The sequence below is a fragment of the Chthonomonas sp. genome (assembly GCA_016788115.1).
In the GTDB taxonomy this organism is placed as follows: Bacteria; Armatimonadota; Fimbriimonadia; order Fimbriimonadales; family Fimbriimonadaceae; genus UBA2391.
Map to the genome: position 1 here is coordinate 376,417 of JAEURR010000003.1, position 18,017 is coordinate 394,433.

At 60.9% G+C, this 18,017-nt stretch carries 18 protein-coding genes and 2 tRNA genes; 5 read left to right on the forward strand and 15 right to left on the reverse strand.

Translation table 11 applies throughout. The annotated features are described in order from the left end of the window. Positions 1 to 41 precede the first annotated feature (41 nt). Genes JNM85_02005 through JNM85_02015 form a run of 3 tightly spaced genes read left to right on the forward strand, consistent with a single transcriptional unit; the run spans position 42 to position 3,122 of the window. Positions 42 to 884, forward strand: a complete 843-nt coding sequence (locus tag JNM85_02005; protein MBL8086829.1) for a TatD family hydrolase — start codon at positions 42 to 44, stop codon at positions 882 to 884. Continuing rightward, positions 781 to 2,460, forward strand: a complete 1,680-nt coding sequence (locus JNM85_02010; protein MBL8086830.1) for a DUF4127 family protein — start codon at positions 781 to 783, stop codon at positions 2,458 to 2,460. The genes JNM85_02005 and JNM85_02010 overlap by 104 nt, the downstream gene beginning before the upstream one ends. Continuing rightward, a complete protein-coding gene (locus JNM85_02015) occupies positions 2,457 to 3,122 on the forward strand; it encodes a dienelactone hydrolase family protein (protein MBL8086831.1) in 666 nt (221 codons plus the stop codon). The genes JNM85_02010 and JNM85_02015 overlap by 4 nt, the downstream gene beginning before the upstream one ends. On the opposite strand, the gene JNM85_02020 is transcribed toward JNM85_02015, so the two are convergent. The 5 genes from JNM85_02020 to JNM85_02040 form a co-directional block, all read right to left on the reverse strand. After that, the gene (locus JNM85_02020; GenBank protein ID MBL8086832.1) at positions 3,103 to 4,017 is read right to left on the reverse strand and encodes a hypothetical protein; all 915 of its coding nucleotides are present in this window, start codon (positions 4,015 to 4,017) and stop codon (positions 3,103 to 3,105) included. The two genes, JNM85_02015 and JNM85_02020, sit on opposite strands and share 20 nt — an antisense overlap. Beyond that, on the reverse strand, positions 4,014 to 5,207 hold the full coding sequence (locus JNM85_02025; GenBank protein ID MBL8086833.1) for a glycosyltransferase: 1,194 nt from the start codon (positions 5,205 to 5,207) through the stop codon (positions 4,014 to 4,016). The genes JNM85_02020 and JNM85_02025 overlap by 4 nt, the downstream gene beginning before the upstream one ends. Further along, positions 5,204 to 5,740, reverse strand: a complete 537-nt coding sequence (locus JNM85_02030; protein MBL8086834.1) for a helix-turn-helix domain-containing protein — start codon at positions 5,738 to 5,740, stop codon at positions 5,204 to 5,206. Before JNM85_02030 ends, JNM85_02025 begins: the two co-directional genes overlap by 4 nt. Before the next feature lie 82 nt (positions 5,741 to 5,822). Continuing rightward, positions 5,823 to 6,839, reverse strand: coding sequence for a tRNA preQ1(34) S-adenosylmethionine ribosyltransferase-isomerase QueA (gene queA / locus JNM85_02035; protein ID MBL8086835.1), 1,017 nt, complete (start codon positions 6,837 to 6,839; stop codon positions 5,823 to 5,825). Beyond that, positions 6,833 to 7,564: an HAD-IA family hydrolase gene (locus JNM85_02040; GenBank protein ID MBL8086836.1), complete on the reverse strand. Its 732-nt coding sequence runs from the start codon at positions 7,562 to 7,564 to the stop codon at positions 6,833 to 6,835. The genes queA and JNM85_02040 overlap by 7 nt, the downstream gene beginning before the upstream one ends. 57 nt (positions 7,565 to 7,621) lie before the next feature. Between JNM85_02040 and JNM85_02045 the strand changes: the two genes are divergently transcribed. Together JNM85_02045 and JNM85_02050 are read left to right on the forward strand one after the other, a co-directional pair. Then, positions 7,622 to 8,320, forward strand: a complete 699-nt coding sequence (locus tag JNM85_02045) for a hypothetical protein (GenBank protein ID MBL8086837.1) — start codon at positions 7,622 to 7,624, stop codon at positions 8,318 to 8,320. Then, positions 8,317 to 9,009 (forward strand): hypothetical protein, encoded by a 693-nt coding sequence (locus tag JNM85_02050; GenBank protein MBL8086838.1) that lies wholly within the window; start codon positions 8,317 to 8,319, stop codon positions 9,007 to 9,009. The genes JNM85_02045 and JNM85_02050 overlap by 4 nt, the downstream gene beginning before the upstream one ends. Here JNM85_02050 and JNM85_02055 read toward each other — a convergent pair. The 10 genes from JNM85_02055 to JNM85_02100 all read right to left on the reverse strand — a co-directional run bounded on the left by JNM85_02055 (position 8,990) and on the right by JNM85_02100 (position 18,009). After that, a complete protein-coding gene (locus tag JNM85_02055) occupies positions 8,990 to 9,418 on the reverse strand; it encodes an acyl-CoA thioesterase (protein MBL8086839.1) in 429 nt (142 codons plus the stop codon). The genes JNM85_02050 and JNM85_02055 overlap by 20 nt on opposite strands. After that, a complete protein-coding gene (locus JNM85_02060; protein MBL8086840.1) occupies positions 9,415 to 9,936 on the reverse strand; it encodes a hypothetical protein in 522 nt (173 codons plus the stop codon). The genes JNM85_02055 and JNM85_02060 overlap by 4 nt, the downstream gene beginning before the upstream one ends. Further along, positions 9,929 to 11,023, reverse strand: coding sequence for a Gfo/Idh/MocA family oxidoreductase (locus JNM85_02065; GenBank protein ID MBL8086841.1), 1,095 nt, complete (start codon positions 11,021 to 11,023; stop codon positions 9,929 to 9,931). The genes JNM85_02060 and JNM85_02065 overlap by 8 nt, the downstream gene beginning before the upstream one ends. Before the next feature lie 17 nt (positions 11,024 to 11,040). Continuing rightward, positions 11,041 to 12,852 carry a CocE/NonD family hydrolase gene (locus tag JNM85_02070; GenBank protein MBL8086842.1) on the reverse strand — a complete coding sequence of 604 codons (1,812 nt, stop codon included), beginning with the start codon at positions 12,850 to 12,852 and terminating at the stop codon, positions 11,041 to 11,043. Between the two features lie 517 nt (positions 12,853 to 13,369). After that, positions 13,370 to 13,444: transfer RNA gene (locus tag JNM85_02075), tRNA-Thr, on the reverse strand. A 13-nt stretch (positions 13,445 to 13,457) separates the two neighbouring features. Continuing rightward, positions 13,458 to 13,543, reverse strand: a tRNA-Tyr gene (locus JNM85_02080). A 32-nt stretch (positions 13,544 to 13,575) separates the two neighbouring features. Continuing rightward, positions 13,576 to 15,372 carry an elongation factor 4 gene (gene lepA / locus JNM85_02085; protein MBL8086843.1) on the reverse strand — a complete coding sequence of 599 codons (1,797 nt, stop codon included), beginning with the start codon at positions 15,370 to 15,372 and terminating at the stop codon, positions 13,576 to 13,578. A 49-nt stretch (positions 15,373 to 15,421) separates the two neighbouring features. Then, positions 15,422 to 16,639 carry a hypothetical protein gene (locus tag JNM85_02090; GenBank protein ID MBL8086844.1) on the reverse strand — a complete coding sequence of 406 codons (1,218 nt, stop codon included), beginning with the start codon at positions 16,637 to 16,639 and terminating at the stop codon, positions 15,422 to 15,424. Between the two features lie 6 nt (positions 16,640 to 16,645). Further along, entirely contained in the window at positions 16,646 to 17,452 is an 807-nt protein-coding gene (locus JNM85_02095; GenBank protein ID MBL8086845.1) for a nitroreductase family protein, read from the reverse strand. Continuing rightward, positions 17,449 to 18,009: a peptidylprolyl isomerase gene (locus tag JNM85_02100; GenBank protein MBL8086846.1), complete on the reverse strand. Its 561-nt coding sequence runs from the start codon at positions 18,007 to 18,009 to the stop codon at positions 17,449 to 17,451. The genes JNM85_02095 and JNM85_02100 overlap by 4 nt, the downstream gene beginning before the upstream one ends. Positions 18,010 to 18,017: the final 8 nt, after the last annotated feature.

The following is an 18,017-nucleotide window of genomic DNA, read 5'->3' on the forward strand; positions in this document are numbered from 1 at the left end:
CGTCAGAGAATGTACCTGCTCAGGTACAACCCGAGTCGCCCATGAGGCTCTTCGACACCCACTGTCACCTCTACACCGAATCGGCCCTTCCGGATGCCGCTGCGGCTATCCATCAGGCGAGCGAGGCCGGCGTCGACCGGCTGACAGTCATCGGGATCGATCTGGAGACAACCCGGCAGGCCATCGCGATGGCCGACCGGTTCCCGGGAGTCTACGCCACCGCCGGATGGCACCCAAACCACGCGGCCACATTCACTCCAGACGTATTTCGCGAGCTACAAGAGCTCGCGCGGCACCCCAAGGTTGTCGCGGTCGGCGAGTGCGGGCTCGACTTCCATTGGGACTACGCGACTCTGGAGCAACAGATTCACTGCTTGGACGTTCAGCTGGATTGGGCGGAGAGCAGCGGACTGCCGGTCGTGTTCCATTGCCGCGAAGCCGTTGATGCGCTGATTCAGCATCTTCAGAAACGGAACTGGACGCATGCGTGCGTGTGGCACTGCTTCTCAGGCAACGAAGCTCAGGCCGAGGTGGTTCTACAAATGGGTAGCTACCTGGGTGTCGATGGGCCCGTGACCTTCCCGAAATCGGAGCTCACGCGAGTCGTCTTCGCGAAGGCACCACGAGATCGCGTTTTGTTAGAAACTGATGCGCCATACCTTGCGCCCGTGCCCATGCGCAGCAAGTCAAATCATCCCGCGTACTTGGTCCACGTGAACGACAAAATCGCCGAACTGTGGTCCGTCACTCCCGCCGAGTCGGCTAGAATCACTACGGCCAATGCGATGCGTTTCTATCGGCTGGAGGATGAGTCTGTGCGCCCTGATGGGGCTGCCACTGGCCAGCCGCATGGCCACAGCGCAGGCCCCGATCACGACCGGTGAACACTCTCTCTTAGAGCGTGCGGTGCAGCCGCACCGCGAGAAGATTCTCCTCGTGCCGCTGGACGATCGGCCAGCCACCACCCAGTTTGCCCAGATGATCGGTGCGATCGCCAACGTCCAGGTCGATACGCCCCCGGCCGATATGCTCGGGCGGTTCGTGGTTCCGGGCCAGCCCGATGAGATCCTACGCTGGATGGCAACCCAAGACCTCGGCGCATACCAATCGGTGATCGTGAACACCGAGATGATCGCCTACGGCGGCCTCATTGCCTCTCGAACGGACTCTACAGCGTACGATGCGGCAATCGTGCGGTTGCGGCGGTTGTGGGGTCTGCGCAAGGCCAACCCCGGCACGAAGTTTTACGCTTTCACTTCGATCCAGCGCATTGCACCCACGGCCCTCTCCACGAACGCCAACTGGCGAACGGCCCTCAGCGACCTGGTGATCCTCAAGTCTTCGATTGGCGGCAAGCCCACCCCGAAGCAGGTGGACCGAGCTCGCGCATTGCGAGATCGGATTCCGAGTGGCGCGGTCGAGCAGTACTACGCGACGCGCGACCGGAACCACCGAGTCCAGCAGGAACTCTTGCGGATGGTGGCGGCCAAGGCGTTTGACTACATGGTCCTCGGCCAAGACGACGCCCAGCCAGTCGGCCCCCACAGCGGAGAAAGTCGGCGTCTGCAATCGCTCGCGGATCGGCTGAAGGTCAATGACAAGGTCTATTTCTGCGAAGGGATCGACCAGCACAGCAACGTATTGGTGTGTCGGTCGTTGCTCGCCGAGCACGGCTGGTCCCCCCGGGTCCGAGTCGTCTTCGCCGATTCGATCGGCAAAAACAAGATTGCTCCGTACGAGTCGGATCACGTAGAAAACAGCCTGCTTGATCAGCTTGAGGCGAGCGGGGCGCGGGCCGCACGCGGCGACGAGTCTGCCGAGTTTTCGCTCTACGTGAACACGCCTGACCCACGGCCCGACCACTTCGAGCAGTTTCTGAACCAGATGATCGACGAAATTGACCAGGGATTCCCGGTCGCGGTTGCCGACATCAACCTGGGCTACACAGGGACTGGCGACCCGCGTCTCTTTGATGCGTTGCAGCAGACCGGGCGCTGGATGAAGTTGCTCGCCTATGCAGGATGGAATACCGCGGGGAACACGATGGGCACGACGATCCCTGCCGCGACGGTGTACCTGTTGGCGCGGCGATTCGATGCGGACCCACTGGCGCGAGAGCTCAGCCAGCGCGCGTTCCTCCTGCATCGGATGGTCAACGACTTCGAGTACCACCGCTTCGTCCGGCCCGAGGCGTACGCCCTCCAGCGGCAGATGGGAGTTGAAAAGGAAGAGACATACGGGACCGCGTTTGACGCGCTGAACAGCTTCGTCCGCCGAGACATGACCCAGCGAGTGATGTCCGCATTCAATAGCCAGTTTCTGGGCAAGCGGTTCTTCGCCGACACCAAGGAGTACGAGATCGGGGGTATTCGCGGGCTCTCGGTTGACCTTCCTTGGCCACGTGCCTACGAGGTCCGGATCGGGTTCCAGTTGGTCGCGCACGAGGCATCTGAGCGATGACCCCTGGCGAGCGTGGTTTTCTGGCGTACGCCTTTGACCTGGAAGTCGGCAAGCGCCATGCCTGTGTTTATGTGCCGCCCTCGTGGGATGGCAAGAGTCCGATGGCGACGATCTTGTACTTGCACGGTCGGGGGGAATCGGGGACCGATGGCTTGCGGCAGATCCTGATTGGGCTTCCGTCGGCGATCATCGATGCGAGCCACCGCTGGCCGTTCATGGTCATTGCACCGCAGAAGCCGGATATGGACGCGGAGTGGTTTGACCAACGCGGGTGGCTGGACATGATGCTGGAATGGGCCGAGAAGCGCTGGCCGAGCGATCCCCACCGTCGGTACTTGACCGGACTGAGCCAAGGTGGACGCGGCACCTTTAGGCTGGTGAAGTCGCTGCGCTGGCACTTCGCCGCCGCTGCCCCTATTTGCGGCTGGGTCGATCCTGCCGAAGCAGCCCAGAACTTCCGCTCGATTCCAATCTGGGCGTTCCACGGCATGAAAGACACGGTGGTTCCGCCTGAAGGGAGCATCCACGCAATCGAGGCGATCAAGGCGGCAGGCGGCGATGCGAAGATCACACTCTATCCGGAGCTGACCCACAACTCGTGGGATGAGGCGTACCGCAAAAGCGAACTGGCCGAATGGCTCCTCACTCACTCGCTGGACTAGCGACGGGCGGAGCGACCGGGTTCTTCTTCGCCTTCGCTGCCGAGTAGATCCCGAACGCCGCAAGCGACACAGCGAGGATCGTCGCCAGCGCCATCCCGAGCTTTTCTTCCTGGTTCATCGCGAACTGCTTCCAGTTCACGAGTAGCACTGTCAGGCCGATGGGCAGCAGTGCTGGCAACGCCGCCAAGCTGATGGGGCCAATGCTTAGGCCACTCCCGAATAGCACCAACGCCAAGTACAGCACGAGCACGGGCATGATCCACAGTAGCGTCTCGCGAGTGCGCATTTGGAACTTGAAGAGCGCGACGAAGAACATCGCCAGGAAAATGAAATCTGCGGGGCCGATGTACGTGCCCGGGCCAACCGCCATCCCCCCGGTACCGCTGGGCAGCACGGTCGGAACCTTGGCCGCGACTGCGTGGAACACTTCCGGCGCGTTTTCGATGATCTGGCGCGGAAGGGTCGTCGGCTTGAAGATGATGTACATGTCGAAGCCAGCGAGAAAAACGGCCATCGGGGGAATCAGGTTCTTGTCCTTGACGACCGCGGTGATCAATGAGCCAAGGCCGACGCACCAGATAAGCAGACCAGTCTGGGCGCTCGCATCGAAAAGTGCGGGCAAGAAACCCTCTTTGCCGCTCGATCGCATGAGGAAGTACGAGACCGCGTGGAGCGCGACCCCGCTCGCCAAAAACGTGGCAGACAGCTTGGCCGACCAAACGTGCGCTGCCGCGGCGTAAAGCGCCAAGATCGGCACCGCGACGAAGACAATTGTGAGCACAATCGAGAGCGCGCTCGCGATACCCACGGGGACCACCATGGACGGCAGGATCAACCGAATCAGGAATAGCAGTAGCACGATGACGAGGAATCGCTGGAGCGCGTTTGGCTTCATCGCAGCACCGCCTGAGGAGTTGGAGCTGCGCTGGGGTCCATCGCGGCGCGGTAAACGCTCACGACCGCACTCACCATGTCGTCGCGCGTGAAGGACCGGACCGAGTGGCGCGCGTGCATGCTCATGGTTTCGAATCGATCTTCGTCACGCAACAGCGACACGACTTCGTGGGCGAACTGGGCCGGATCGTTGCGGACGACAACCCCGTTCTTCCCTTCGATCACTGCGGCACTTGCGCCACCGCCCTGGACCACAATCGCGGGGAGCCCGTGGGTCATCGCTTCCGCGATGACTAGCCCCTGCGTCTCGGTCATGCTCGCGAAGACGAAGAGGTCGGCGGCGGCATAGAAGAGATCTACTTCGTTGCGTGGCCGGAATCCCACAAACTTCACACGGTCGCCGATCCCCAGTTCTTGCGCCAGGCTCATGCACTCGACCCGCGAAGGACCATCGCCCACCAGCATAAATATCAAGTTCGGATCCTCGCGGAAGGCGAGCGCAACCGCCTCGATCAGGGTGCTCATGTTCTTCTCACGGGCAATGCGCCCCACGTACAGCAACACCTTCTGATTCGGTCCAATCCCGAGTTGTGACCGCGCTTCGGCTCGGTCCACGGTTAGGGCCGAAACTGCACCCGTCGGAATGATCGTGACGGGCTTCTTCACCGAGTGCCGATCCAGCCACTTCTTGGCGGCGGCGCTGGGCGTGATGACCTGATCGACCTGGTTGTAATAGAAATTCGTATGCTTAGCGAGTTTGTAGCGCAAGTACCGTTTGGGGACGAACGGGATGTAGTGCGCGTACTTGTCGTACAGCGTGTGGTAAGTGCTGACCACGGGGATATCGTGGGATTGCCCCCACCGCAACCCGACAAACCCGATGGTGAACGGCGTGTGGGTGTGGATGACGTCGAAATGCTGCCGTCGGAATCGGCCAATCATGGGATAGAACGGCGGCAACGCGAGCGGGTACCCCTTCGTCCAGGGGGTTTCGGTGGCGTAGAAGCGAATGACGTTTGGGTCGTCGTCCCGGTGACCGCGGTGGGCGGCAGTGAACAAATGCACAGAATGCCCTCGACTCCGCAAACCGGAGATGAGGGCATCGATCGAAACCGAGACGCCATTCAGGATCGGCAACGCGCTATCCGAGAAGATGGCGATCTTGAGCGGCCGATCCTGGGGGTTGGTCATTCTTCGGGGTGGCGTCCGTGGGTTTCCACGAACTTTACCACGCCGCTAAGGCGGAACCGGCGCTGACCGCCCTTGGTTCGGTGGTGCGACAGCCAGTTTCGATTGGTGTACCGTCGCACGGTGGCCGGGCAAACACCCAGCAATCGGCTGACTTCTTCGAGGGTGAGCTCGGGGTCGAGCAATCGTCGAATGAGCTCTTCGCGGCTCTCCTTAAACTCGCCTCGGTAGTAGTTGGCGGTTACGGAGTCGTCAAAGAAGCTTCCAAGGAAGTGGATATTGCGCGGCAGGACCTGCCAGATCTCCTCAAGCTCCGCGTTGATCAGGGTCTCTCCAACCTTTTCGACCTTCGCGCGCCGGGGACGCGGGGCGCTCAGTTGGCGCTTGCGAAAACGTACCTTTCCATCAACGGTGTTCGAAGGTGTTGAATCTACGGCCGGTACGACCGCGACCTTGCTGCCATCAACCTTACTGTCCGAGAATGCACTCTCAATATAAGCAAACGGGTCAAACTCTTTCATTTTCTTCTGCGGCATGCTCCAATCATACGAAAGAGCATGATTTATGGTTATACCTTATACTAGAATTCGTATTCCTTCCTTTAGCAACAATTTAGACTCAGGTTCGAATCAACATGGAATCGCCAAAACTTAGAAACCGGTAATTGTGCTGAAGAGCGTGCTCGTAGCTACTCCGCCAGAGCTCCACTCCCGTCAGCGCGCTGACCATGAACAGCATGCTTGTGCGCGGCATATGGAAGTTGGTGAGCAGACATTCGACAACCTGAAACGGGTAGCCGGGCGTGATGAAGATCTCGGTGACTCGCTCGCCTTGATCAACCTTGCGCCGCCCCGTAGCGAATGACTCCAGGGTGCGACATGCTGTGGTGCCAACCGCAATAATCCTACCCTTGCAACCATTGATTGTTGCCTGCGCCTCTGTTGAAATCGCACACCGTTCTCCGTGCATCTTGTGGTCGCTGATTCGTTCGGCTTGGACAGGTCGGAACGTATCGATCCCAACGTCGAGCGTCACGCGGGCAGTTTGAATCCCCTTGGACTCCAGTGTCGCGATCAGCTCCTGCGTGAAGTGGAGGCCCGCGGTGGGCGCGGCCGAACTCCCGGGCGTGTGGGAGTACACGGTCTGGTACCGCTCTGAGTTCTCCAACCGTTCATGGATGTACGGCGGCAGGGGGACGGCCCCCACCCGCTCGATATGTTCTTCGCTGTCGGATACCAGAAACCGGATGCGCTTGCGACCATCGCCGAGGTCCGACTCGACCAAGCACGGCAGCACGTCTTCAAAGAGAACCTCCGAGCCTTCGCGCAACCGCTTGCCTGGCCGCATGAGCGCAACGTAGGTATTGGCTTGGGCGAGTCTGCCCAGCAGCAGGGCCTCGACGACCCCTCCGGTCGGCTTGCGGCCGATGAGCCGCTTGGCGGTCACGCGCGTATCGTTGAAGACGAGAAGATCCCCCGGTTCAAGCAGGTTCGGAAGGTCTCGAAAGACCCGATCCGAGATAGCGGCGGTCGGGACATCAACACAAAGCAGCTTGCTGGCGTCGCGCTGTTCCAGCGGTACCTGGGCAATTCGGTCTTCCGGCAACTCGAAGTCGAAGTCGGAGAGCGTCAGCATAGCCAACCCCCGAGTTCACACAAGTCATGTAGGAACGGCGGCGTGCTCTCGGTGCGGCCACGGTCCAGGTGAAGCGTCATCCAACCTGCGTCGCGTGCGCCTTGGAAGTCGTCGATCAAGTGATCCCCGATGTGGAGCATCTCGCCCGGCTCGGACCCCACCGCCTTGCGCGCGATCTCGAAGAGCTCGAGCGACGGCTTCTCGACGCCATAACGCAAGGACGGCACGATGACTTCGAAATACGGAGACAGTCCGTGGACTTGCAGGAAGCGCGTCAGCGACAGGTCCCAGTTGCTGAGCACAATCATCCGGTAGCCGCGATCTCGCAGCTCGTCAAGACAAGGGACGACATCGGGGAACTTCTGGAAGAGGTCTCCCTCCGGGTCATAGATCCGCCGCCACGCGATCTCGGACACGCGCTGCGCGACGGCCTCGCCCATCCCGAACCCGGCCAGCCAATTCCGTCCGAGCACTTCCCAAAACGCATCGCACTGCGCGAGGTCGCCGGTGAGGTTCAGCTCTTGGAAATGAGCCCACCGCTTCCCCAAGAGGGACCGGTACGCGTCGTATGCGCCAACGGGAAGGCTCTCGCCCGCTTCGGTGAGTGCATCGACCGCCACTTGGGATGGGTCCCAGCGGGTGCGCAGGAGCGTCTCGGCGCAGTCGAAGCTCACGACTTTCGGCTGCCAAGGGGGCGCAGAAAGCCTGTCAAGGGGCATACTCATCGTGACGCGCAGTACACCCCAAAAACCACGGGGGCGTCTCAGGCGTCAGAAGGTCACGTGATGCGCCCACTCCGAACGATTCCTCTCCTCGCCCTTGTTGCTCTCGCCGGTGCGACTCAATCCGAGTCGTACACGCTCATGCGCACCGCCAAGATCGGGGACCGGCTGGAATACGCCCTCACGATCAAGACCCACCTGAACGAGAACGACTTGACGGTCACGAGTGACGTGACCTCAACCGTGAAGTCCATCGACAAGGAGTTCGTGGTCGATGAATTTGAAGAGTCAAACGTGACGATCGACGTCGCCGGAAACTCCATTGCCATTCCGAACGAAGGGGCTCATCGCACGAAGACCGACTTGACCGGACTCGTGATCGAGCTGACCGGCCGACAGTCCACGTCACTCGACTACCGCACCCAGCAGATGCGCGCATTTCTACCCCCGACTGCGCCGGTGAAGGTCGGCGACTCGTGGACCCGAGAGTTGAAGGCGAACCCAAAGATCGGCACCCCCACCGCGACGGCGCAAATGAAATTTATCGCAACCGAGAAGATCGGGTCCGCAGACTGTGCCAAGGTCAGTTGGACTTACAAGGAGACCGAGGGGACGGCCCCCTGCTCGCTGGAGGGGACGGTCTGGGTCCGACTTAGCGATGCCGCTCTTATGAAGATGGACGCCGATGCGAAGAGCGTCCCCTACGGCGACAGCCTTCCTCCCGCCGACATGAAGATCTCGCTCCAGGTGAAGTCATGACGACCCCACGCTCTGCCATCGCGTTCGCTGTCCTAGCCCTGCTCCTCCCCAATGCGGGTGACGAGAGCTACAACCTGATCCGCCGCGCGAAGCCCGGTGATCAGCTCACCTACTCGATGACGATGCAATTCAAGAGCGATGGCACCGATATCGAGATGACCAGCACTGCGCTGGACACGGTGAAGGAGCTCAAGGAGGGTGTGATGAAGACGGAGCGGATCCTACGCGACGTGGTCCTCCAGACGCCCGGCGGTGAGCAGCATCTGGGCGACGTCTCCAAGACGGTCGTCGTGCAAAAGGTGACTGGCGAAGTGACCGATATTCAGCGAGATCGCAAGCGCGAGGATCAACTTCGGATCGCGCTGGCCAGCCAGGTGGTGGTCCCCTACAAGGCGGTGAAGATCGGCGACACTTGGGCCATCGACCGCGTTGCGAGCAAGAAGGATGGGACCGTCGCGATGAAGCTCGCTTACAAAGCCGAGCGTACCGAGCAGTTCCGCGGCGAGTTGGGGGTGCTCATCAGCGTCGACTCCAAAGAGCTCAGCGGACGAACCCCGATCTCGGCGACGGGTAGCGCCCTCGTGAGCGTGACGACGGGGGCGATCCTGCGCTCGGTGCTGACGATCCAAAACGTGCCGCTGTCCGATGGCCCGCCGGTCTCGGCAAAGCTCACCCTCGTGGCTCGGTAACGATCGGCCGATCGAGCATCGCACGCACGTCTGGCGGAATGCTGATCGCCCGGCGCTGTTGCCCCATGAGCACGTGCCAGGTGTACCCTTCGGTGGTCACGCGCCCCGTCTCGCTGTCGCGAACCACGTAGTCAAATTTCATCGCAGACCGACTGATCTCGGTGACGGTGACCTCAACATCGATCTCGGCGTCGTACTTGACTTCGCCCTTGTACCGGACATGGACTTCGACGACGGGCAGGAAGTAGCCCATCGCCTCCAGGTCACGATAGTGGAACCCTCGGGCCCGGCACCATGCGCCGCGCGCCTGCTCGAACCAGTACAGGTAGTTCGCGTAGTAGGCGTGACCCATCGCGTCGGTCTCGCCGTAGCGCACCCGAATCCGCTCGGTCGTCGGCTCCGAAGTCATGGAGAGGACTTCGCCGTGGCCGCTTCCGCGGGCTTGTCGGTAGTCACCGGGGGTTCGCCCCCGACCGCGGTTTGCGGCTCGACTCGGAAGTCGGCGAACTTCCAACTGTCGCCCACTCGGAGCAGCTTGATGGAGATTACGGCTGGCACCTTCTTGAAGTCACAGTCAGCCTCCAGGCTGGTCACCACCGATGAGCCTTTCTGAGTGTTGGACGTCGCGTTCAACCCGCGTAGCAACGCGTCGCGGTAGGTTACGAGTGGGCCGAGATCGTTGCGGAATTGGTCGAACGTTTTCTTTGTGTCGGCGAGCGGGCTTGACGACTTCAAGTCGTCTGCGGAAAGGTCAAACAAGCGCTGCGCATCCCAATTCTTGAGAATCAGCGGAAGCTCGCGGTTCGTAAAGGTCTGAGCCGACTTGGCAACCTTGACGCTGCTCCCAAGCCCGTTCGCCACCACGAACAGGCCGATACCGCAACAGGACACCGCCAGCGCGATCGCTCCAATCACCCACTTATTCATTGATCGAATCCTCTGTGTTTGACTTTGACATGGCTGCGGGACGGTCTACCCTTGTCTCGAGAGTGATATGTCGCCCTTGCTCTGCGGATGCGGCGAACGAAGTGAGCACTTCGACCACATGCTGGGCAAGTTCGGCAGACGCCCGGTGCGGCCGACTACGGTTGATCGCAGCCACCATCTCTAGCAGGCCGATCCCCCGCGCATTGTTCACAAATGGAAAGTTGAGCGGAATCTTGTCGTAATCGTCCTTACCCTTGGGGCGCAATCGCACGACGCCACCGAACCCGTTCGGATCGGGCATGTCGAGGGTGCCTTCGGTGCCAAAGATCACGAGGTGGGGCATGGGCACGGGGATCACATCGAAAGTTGTGGTAATCGCCCCGATCGCGCCCGATTCGAACTCCATCGTGCCGGAGATATGGGTCGGTGACTCGACCGTGATTCGCTTGCCACGTTTCTGGGGGGCCGTCACGACACGCTCGGCGAAAGTGGCGCGGGCAGACCCGGATACCCGTACCACCGGGCCGAGAAGCGTCACGAGGGAAGCAATGTAATAGGGTCCCATGTCCATCATGGGGCCGCCACCCTTCTCATAAAACTGTTCGGGGTTTGGGTGCCACGATTCGTGGCCCGCGCTGAGCATATAGGCTTGGGCCGCGACGGGCACGCCGATCGAGCCCCGGTCGATGAGTTCGCGCGCGGTCTGAACCGCGCTTCCGAGGATCGTGTCCGGTGCACAGCCGACACGGACCCCCTTCGCTTGCGCGGCGGCGACGATCATGCCCGTCTCCTGCGTGTTGAGGCCCAGCGGTTTTTCGGAGTACACGTGCTTGCCGACCGTGACACTGGCGCGTGTGATCGTCGAGTGGATCTTGGGCGGAGTCAGGTTTAAGATGATGCTGATGTTGGGATCGGCCAGGAGTTCGGCGGGGGTCCCGCTACGCTGAAGGCCGTACTTGATCTCAGTGGCCTTTGCTTTCTCCAGGTCCAAGTCTGCGCAGGCGACCACCTCGACGCCGGCGAACCGCTTCAAATTCTCGAAATAGATGCCGCTGATACTGCCGCAGCCGATCACACCGACGTGCATAGGACCGAGTTTAACTCCTATTTCGAAGAATTGGTGGACAACGCAAGTAACTTGATGTTTGAGGCCTGATTTGGACCGTAAAGGAGGCTGATCGTAGACGACTTGAATGCCGATTCGTCGCAGGTGTTGATGTCCGCAAACGTCTGCGGGTTACGATCCATGAGCGGGAACCAGGAGCTTTGCACCGTGATCGTGACTCGGTGCCCCGCCAGGAACGCGTGGCAAATCCCTGGCAACTCAAAGCGGACCCGCGTGGCAGTGTTGGGCTTGAACGGGATCGGACGACTCGGATCTTCGCGGAACCGTCCGCGCATGACGTTTGCTCGCACAAGGCGCATCGTCCCGTCCGGCGATTCGTCGATGACCTTGACCACCAGGTCCATGTCGGTGCCGGTCGTCTTGACCCACATGTCCGCGACCACGGGCCCAGCGGTGGATAGGGTTTCGTCCAGCGGCGCACTCCGGAGAGTCAGCAGGTCCTTGCGGGCTTGGAACGGTCGCTGGTCTTCGGTCATGTATCGGGTGCCGCGTGATCGGGTCATCGGGAGCGTGTACGGGACTGGATTGCTGGGGTCAGACACGTACGATTCGAATCCGGATTCCGCGGGTGCTTTCTGGCTCAGCGCTTGGCCGGGTGACACGTACCAACGCACCTCACGGGTAGGCTTCGGGGGCCACTGGTCGCAGCTCATCCACCGGTTCGATCCGGTCTGAAACATGCGGACCTCCGGCAGCGTGATCCCGGGGCCATCCTCCAGCAAGTAATGCCGGAAGAACGGTGCCTCGATCTCGTTTCGGAACTGGACTCCCGTGTTCTGCTGGAAGTCTAGGCCATCCAGGTACCGGCCGTTTCCGTACCCCCATCCGCCATGAGTCCAGGGCCCCATCACCAGCTTGCAGTCGATGCCTGGGTTCAAGAGTTCTGCGTTTCGGTACACGTTGAAGGCGCCATAGAGGTCCTCCGCGTCAAAGAGACCGCCTACGGTGAGTACGGCGCACCGGATTCCGCGAAGCTTGTCGCCAAGGTTCCGCGCCTGCCAGAACTCATCGTAGTTTGGGTGCGCCATCACGTCGTTCCAGTAGCGGATCTTGCCGTGGATCAGCTTTTCATTGATCCGGCGGTTTGCCCCGAGCGCGAGGTAGAAGTCGTACGGATCTTTGCGGTCGATGCGGATCCCTTCCGGCTCGCTCGGACCGGGCCCCGTGCGTGGCAGCCCAAACCCGCCGGCATTGAACTCCAAACAGTCGAGCAGGAAGAGAGCGCCGTTACGGTGGTCGTCGTCACCCTTCCACCAGTCGCTGACTGGGGCCTGAGGTGAGATCGCCTTGAGCGCTGGGTGCGACCGGATCCCGGCTGCCACCGCATAGAACCCTGGATAGGAGACGCCTCGCATGCCCACGCGTCCGTTGTTGTCGGGGACGTTGTGAATCAGATACTCGATCGTATCGTAGGCGTCGGTACTCTCATCTGCCTTCTTACTGTCGCTCGCTTGCCCCTGCAAGATCGGCCGCACGTCTTCGAACTGGCCTTCCGACATGTACTTTCCGCGCACGTCCTGGAACGCGAGAATGAAACCGTCCTTCCCGAACTGCGAGGCACCATCGACGCTGCGCGGGTAAACCTCCTTGCCGTAGGGACCGGCACTGTAGGGTGTGCGCTCCATCAAGATCGGGTGCTTGCCGGGGTGGTTCTTGGGCACGTAGACCGATGTGTAGAGCTTCACCCCATCACGCATAGGGATCATGTACTCGTACTTCTGATACTGGTCGGACGGTGCGCCCTGAGCCGATTGGAGGAGGAAGAGGGAGAGGAGGGCCACAAACCGCATGGCTCCTAGCTTACGCTAACTCGCAGGTTGCATAGGCCTTGTGGCGAAGACGAGCAGCCTCGCAGGTCGTCTACAGAGACGACCCGGTAATCAGTCTCGGACACCGGTGCGGGACGCACACGTTCGGTATGCGGTATCTGGCAACTCTTGCAAAAGAAATCTCCGAGATCCAGACATTCGTCGCCATACCAACAGTTACTTTATGTTGCTGCAACCATCCTATGCGTCTGCATTCGGTGAGACGGTTGGTCAATTGGCCGAGAGCATGGCAGACGAGTCTGACGCCGTTGGAAGAGTAGATTATTGAAATGCTCTGGGCTTGGCAGCAGCAGGCAAACTCGTGAGTTCCAGTGGCGCCGATGTGTTGCTCTCGTTTGCTTCTGCGGTGGCCACCGCAAGCATTGTGCTTGTGCTCATCCTTCAGCTCGCCATGCCAATCCTGATCTGGCGTTATCGCCCCCGTGGCGCAAGAGAACGCACCGGAAGGCGCATACGGCCGGAATGGACACGAAGAGGATGGAGCCTTCGACGGGAATTGAACCCGTGACCTTTCCCTTACCAAGGGAATGCTCTACCTCTGAGCTACGAAGGCGGTGCGATCTTTTTGGTGGGGAGAGCAGGATTCGAACCTGCGAAGGCTCTCGCCGACAGATTTACAGTCTGTTCCCATTGGCCACTCGGGCATCTCCCCACGAGCGGATAGGTTATACCATACTCAGGCGGTCAATCGGCCACCTTCAGCACGCTGAGAAACGCTTCTTGCGGAAGCTCGATGCTTCCCATCTGCTTCATTCGTTTCTTGCCTTCCTTTTGCTTTTCCAGCAGTTTCCGCTTGCGGGTGACGTCTCCGCCGTAGCATTTGGCGATGACGTCCTTACGGTACGGCTTGACGCTCTCGGCAGCGATGACCTTCGCACCGATTGCAGCCTGAATCCGAACTTCGTACTGCTGGCGCGGAATAACTTTTCGCAGTTGCTCGGCCATCGCGCGGCCTCGATTGTATGCAAACTCGCGGTGGACGATGAAGCAGAGCGCATCTACGGGGTCGCCGTTCAGCAGAATATCGACCTTGACGAGGTCGGCCAAGGAGTAGCCGTCGAGGTCGTAGTCGAACGAGGCGTACCCGCGGGTGTTGGACTTGAGCTTGTCGAAAAAGTCGAGCAGTATCTCCCCAAGCGGCAGGGTGTAGTACAGGATGACTCGCTGGGGCGTCGGGTACTCGGTTCGCTTGTAGGTGCCGCGTCGCTCTTGGCAAAGCGTCATGACCGCGCCGACGTACTCGTTCGGGACCATGATGGTGGCGGCGACAATAGGCTCTTCGATCTTCTCGAGCTCATGTGGCTGCGGGAACTCCGTCGGATTGCTGATGTGCATCTCGACGCCCTTCTTGTCAGTGACGCGGTAGTCCACGCTCGGCGCAGTAAGGATGAGGTCCAGTCCGAACTCGCGCTCCAGGCGCTCACGAGCGATCTCCATATGCAGGAGACCCAAGAAACCACACCGAAACCCGAAGCCGAGCGCAGCAGAGGTCTCCGGTTCGTACTGGAGCGAAGCATCGTTGAGACGAAGCTTCTCGATCGCATCGCGAAGATCGTTGTACTGATCGCCGTCGGTGGGATAGAGGCCGCAGAAGACCATGCTGAGCGCCCTGCGGTAGCCCGGCAGCGCTTCCGTCGCGGGACTGGCGGCGCTGGTGATCGTGTCGCCGACGGTCGCATCACCGATACTCTTGATTGCGGCGGTCATGAAGCCAACTTCCCCGCAGGTTAGCCCGTCATTGACCGTCAGACCCGGCCCAAAGTGTCCGGTGGAATCGACGTCGAACTTGCCACCGGTAGACATCATCAGGATCTTGTCGTCCTTGCGCATGGTGCCGGACTTGACCCGCACGTACGAGATCGCGCCTTGGTAACTGTCGAAGTGGCTGTCGTAAATCAGGGCTTGGAGCGGCGCGGACGAGTCGCCCGCAGGAGGCGGGACGCGTTCGACGATCGCTTCCAGGAGCTCGTCGATGCCGATGCCTGCTTTTGCCGAACACGTGATCGCATCGGTCGCGTCAATGGCGACCGCGCTCTCGATCTCCTCGCGCGCCCGCTCGATGTCGGCGTGAGGAAGATCAATCTTGTTGATGACGGGGACGATCGCAAGATTCTGGTTCATCGCCATGCTCGCATTGGCGATCGTCTGGGCCTCCACACCCTGGCTGGCATCGACGACGAGCAGTGCTCCTTCGCAGGCGGCGAGCGCGCGACTCACTTCGTAGGTGAAATCGACGTGCCCCGGGGTGTCGATCAGGTTGAGTTGGTACGTGCGGCCGTCTAGTGCGGTGTAGCTAAGCCGGACCGCAGCCATCTTGATCGTGATTCCCCGTTCGCGCTCCAGGTCCATGCTGTCCAGCATCTGCTCCTGCGCGGTACCACGGATCGCCCCACAACGCTCGATCAACCGATCGGCAAGCGTGGACTTGCCGTGATCGATGTGCGCGATGATGCAGAAATTCCGGATGAGAGTCTGGTCCATGGTGGGGGCCGCCTCATTGTACCGGACCGGGTTGTCCGAACCTGGCGGGCTAGTTGCGGTACGCCCGGAGCGAGAATCCCCACAGAATGTTCGCCCCGAATCGCGCGTAATACACCGGGTCGGACGTTCCGAACCACGTCGGGAAGGTCTGCGGCTGCGGCCAACCGGCATGGGTCGCCACGCACTCATTCACGAACCGGTCGGACATGGCGTCGTCACCCAGAAACGCGGCGATTCCCGCGCAGTAGCCGGGACCCCAGACGCGCGAGGGCTTGGCAAAGTCAGACCCAAGTGGGAACGGCCACTTTTCGGGGTAGCCGTACAGACGATCCCCCCTGAAGTACTGCTGCAGCGAAGCCAGATACTGGGCACGGGTGAACGGGACCGAGACGCCGCCGTGAATGCGCGCCATCTCCAGGCCCCAAATGATGTAGGCGTGATGGAACACGTCGTTCGGCTGGTTCTTCAGCTTCGCCCAGAACGGACTTTGGTCGCTGTGGTAGTCCCATTGGGGCGCGCCTTCGACCATCACGACCTCACGCACTACTGAATCGATGCACGCGGCCGCTTTGGACTTGTAATCGGCGATTTCGGCGGGGGTGAACTCCGCCTTCAGCTCATCCAGCGCGCGGAGGACGACGCCCGCGGTGTACGCCGTGACATTGATCACCGGAACCATGTCGCCGATGAACATGCTGTAACCGAAATAGCCCGCAGACAAGTACGTGCTCTGAATGGTCCAGCGAACGCAGTCGGCCACCAGTTTGCGCGCCGCCAGGAGTTGATCGTAAGCGAGCGCACCGCTGGCGATCGCGTTTAGCACGCCTTCGAGGACGATCGCGTTCGTGACGGTGTACGGGTGCTCGGCCGAGTTCACCGTTTTGTCGCCGAAGGCGTCCCAGGCTACTCCCAGACCCCACGCGGGGTGGCCGTCGTTGTCCAGGTCTTGCCGGGCCACGAGCGAATCCAGTGCGGCGAGGAGGCGGGCTTTGGCCTGGGCTGAGCCCGTGTACTGGTACCGCCGGGCCTCCGCGAAGACAATCATCCCTGCGTTCTCGTCGCTAATGATTCGCCCCGTGGCCAGCGGATCGAGGCCGCTGCCGGGAGGAGTGTCTACAAAGGTGGCGGCGAGCTCGTCGTAGCGGCTGCGCACGGCCAGCGTGGCAACATCCACGGATGTCGATCCCCCGCCGGTGCCGCCTCCGCCACACCCAGCGACGAGCAGGCACAGGCTCAGAATCAAACTTCGAGTGATCGGGGTCTTCATGCGTAGTTAGCGGCGGCCCATGCCGCGCTCGGCGAGCCAATCTTTCAGGATGTCGCGACCAGACATGTGGTACCCATCTGCGCGCTTGCCGCTCTTCTTGGACCACGTTTCGTCAGTACTCATGGCCTGCGCAGCGTAGAACTCGGTCATGCGGGCGTCATAGGGGGCGATATCCGGTTCCGCATCGTACTTCTCGCGAAACCAAACCGCGCCTTGGTCAAGCCGCGGTTTGATCTGTGGGGACGCTTCGGCGGAGGGAAAGCCAATCGCCATTCCGAACACTCCGAAGACGCCGTCGGGCAGCTCCAAGAGTTCGGCGACCTGGCCCGGGTGGTTGCGCAACGCGCCGATGTAGCAAACTCCCAGCCCAGCTGCCTCCGCCGCGCAAGCCAGACGCTCCGAAGCCAAACCGGCATCGATGCAAGCCATGAGCAGGAACTCCATGTAGTCGATCCCGTCGCACGGCTCGCCCATTGCAGCGGCGGCATGCTTCAGTCGATGGTGGTCGGCGAGGAAGCACAGGAACCACGGTGCGGTCAGCACCTGCTTCTGGTTCGCGCAGAGTTGCGCGACCGCCTGCCGACGCTCGGGCTCTTGCACGCTCACAATCGACCAGAGCTGTAGGTTGCTGCTCGTTGATGCGCTCTGCGCCGCCGCGACCAGCGCCTGGATCATCGACTCGGGCACCGCTTGGTCTGAAAACTTCCGCACGGACCGGTGGCGCATGAACGATTCCAATCCATGCACCGACTCCGGTGCTTCTGCGCCGTAACGCAGTTTCCAAATAGTCGAAAGCGGCTCCGCGAAGCTCATCGGCCCGAGGCCGACTTCATCGCAGGCTTCATCGGCCGCTTGCTGGGGGCTGGCTTTATCACGACGCGCATGGAGACAATCGTGTCTCCGCGCTTCAACTTGTCGACAACGTCCATGCCCTTGGTCACCCAGCCCAGGACGGCGTACATCCCGTTCAATCGCACCGAGTCCTTGGTGAGAATGAAAATCTGCGAGTCGCCTCCGACCTTCGAACCAGTGCTGGCGATCCCGACCGCGCCCCGCTTGAAGTCGAACTTGCTGCCTTCGAACTTCATCTGCTTGCCCGATCCACCGTTGCCAATCTCGGGACCATCGAGCGCTTTCTTGGTTCCTGGATCGCCCCACTGCACAACCCAATCCTCGACCCGGTGGAATCGTATGCCATCGTAAAACTTCTTCTTGACGAGGGCGACGATGTGCTCAACCGTCTTGGGCGATTCTCCCTGGTTCGTCTGAATGACGATCTGCTTGTTTCCCTTCATCGTCATGACGATCTGAGGACCCTTGGCCGACGAGGGCTGAGCGAGGAGGACAGCGGCGAGTGCGAGGCTAGTCATGTGGGAAA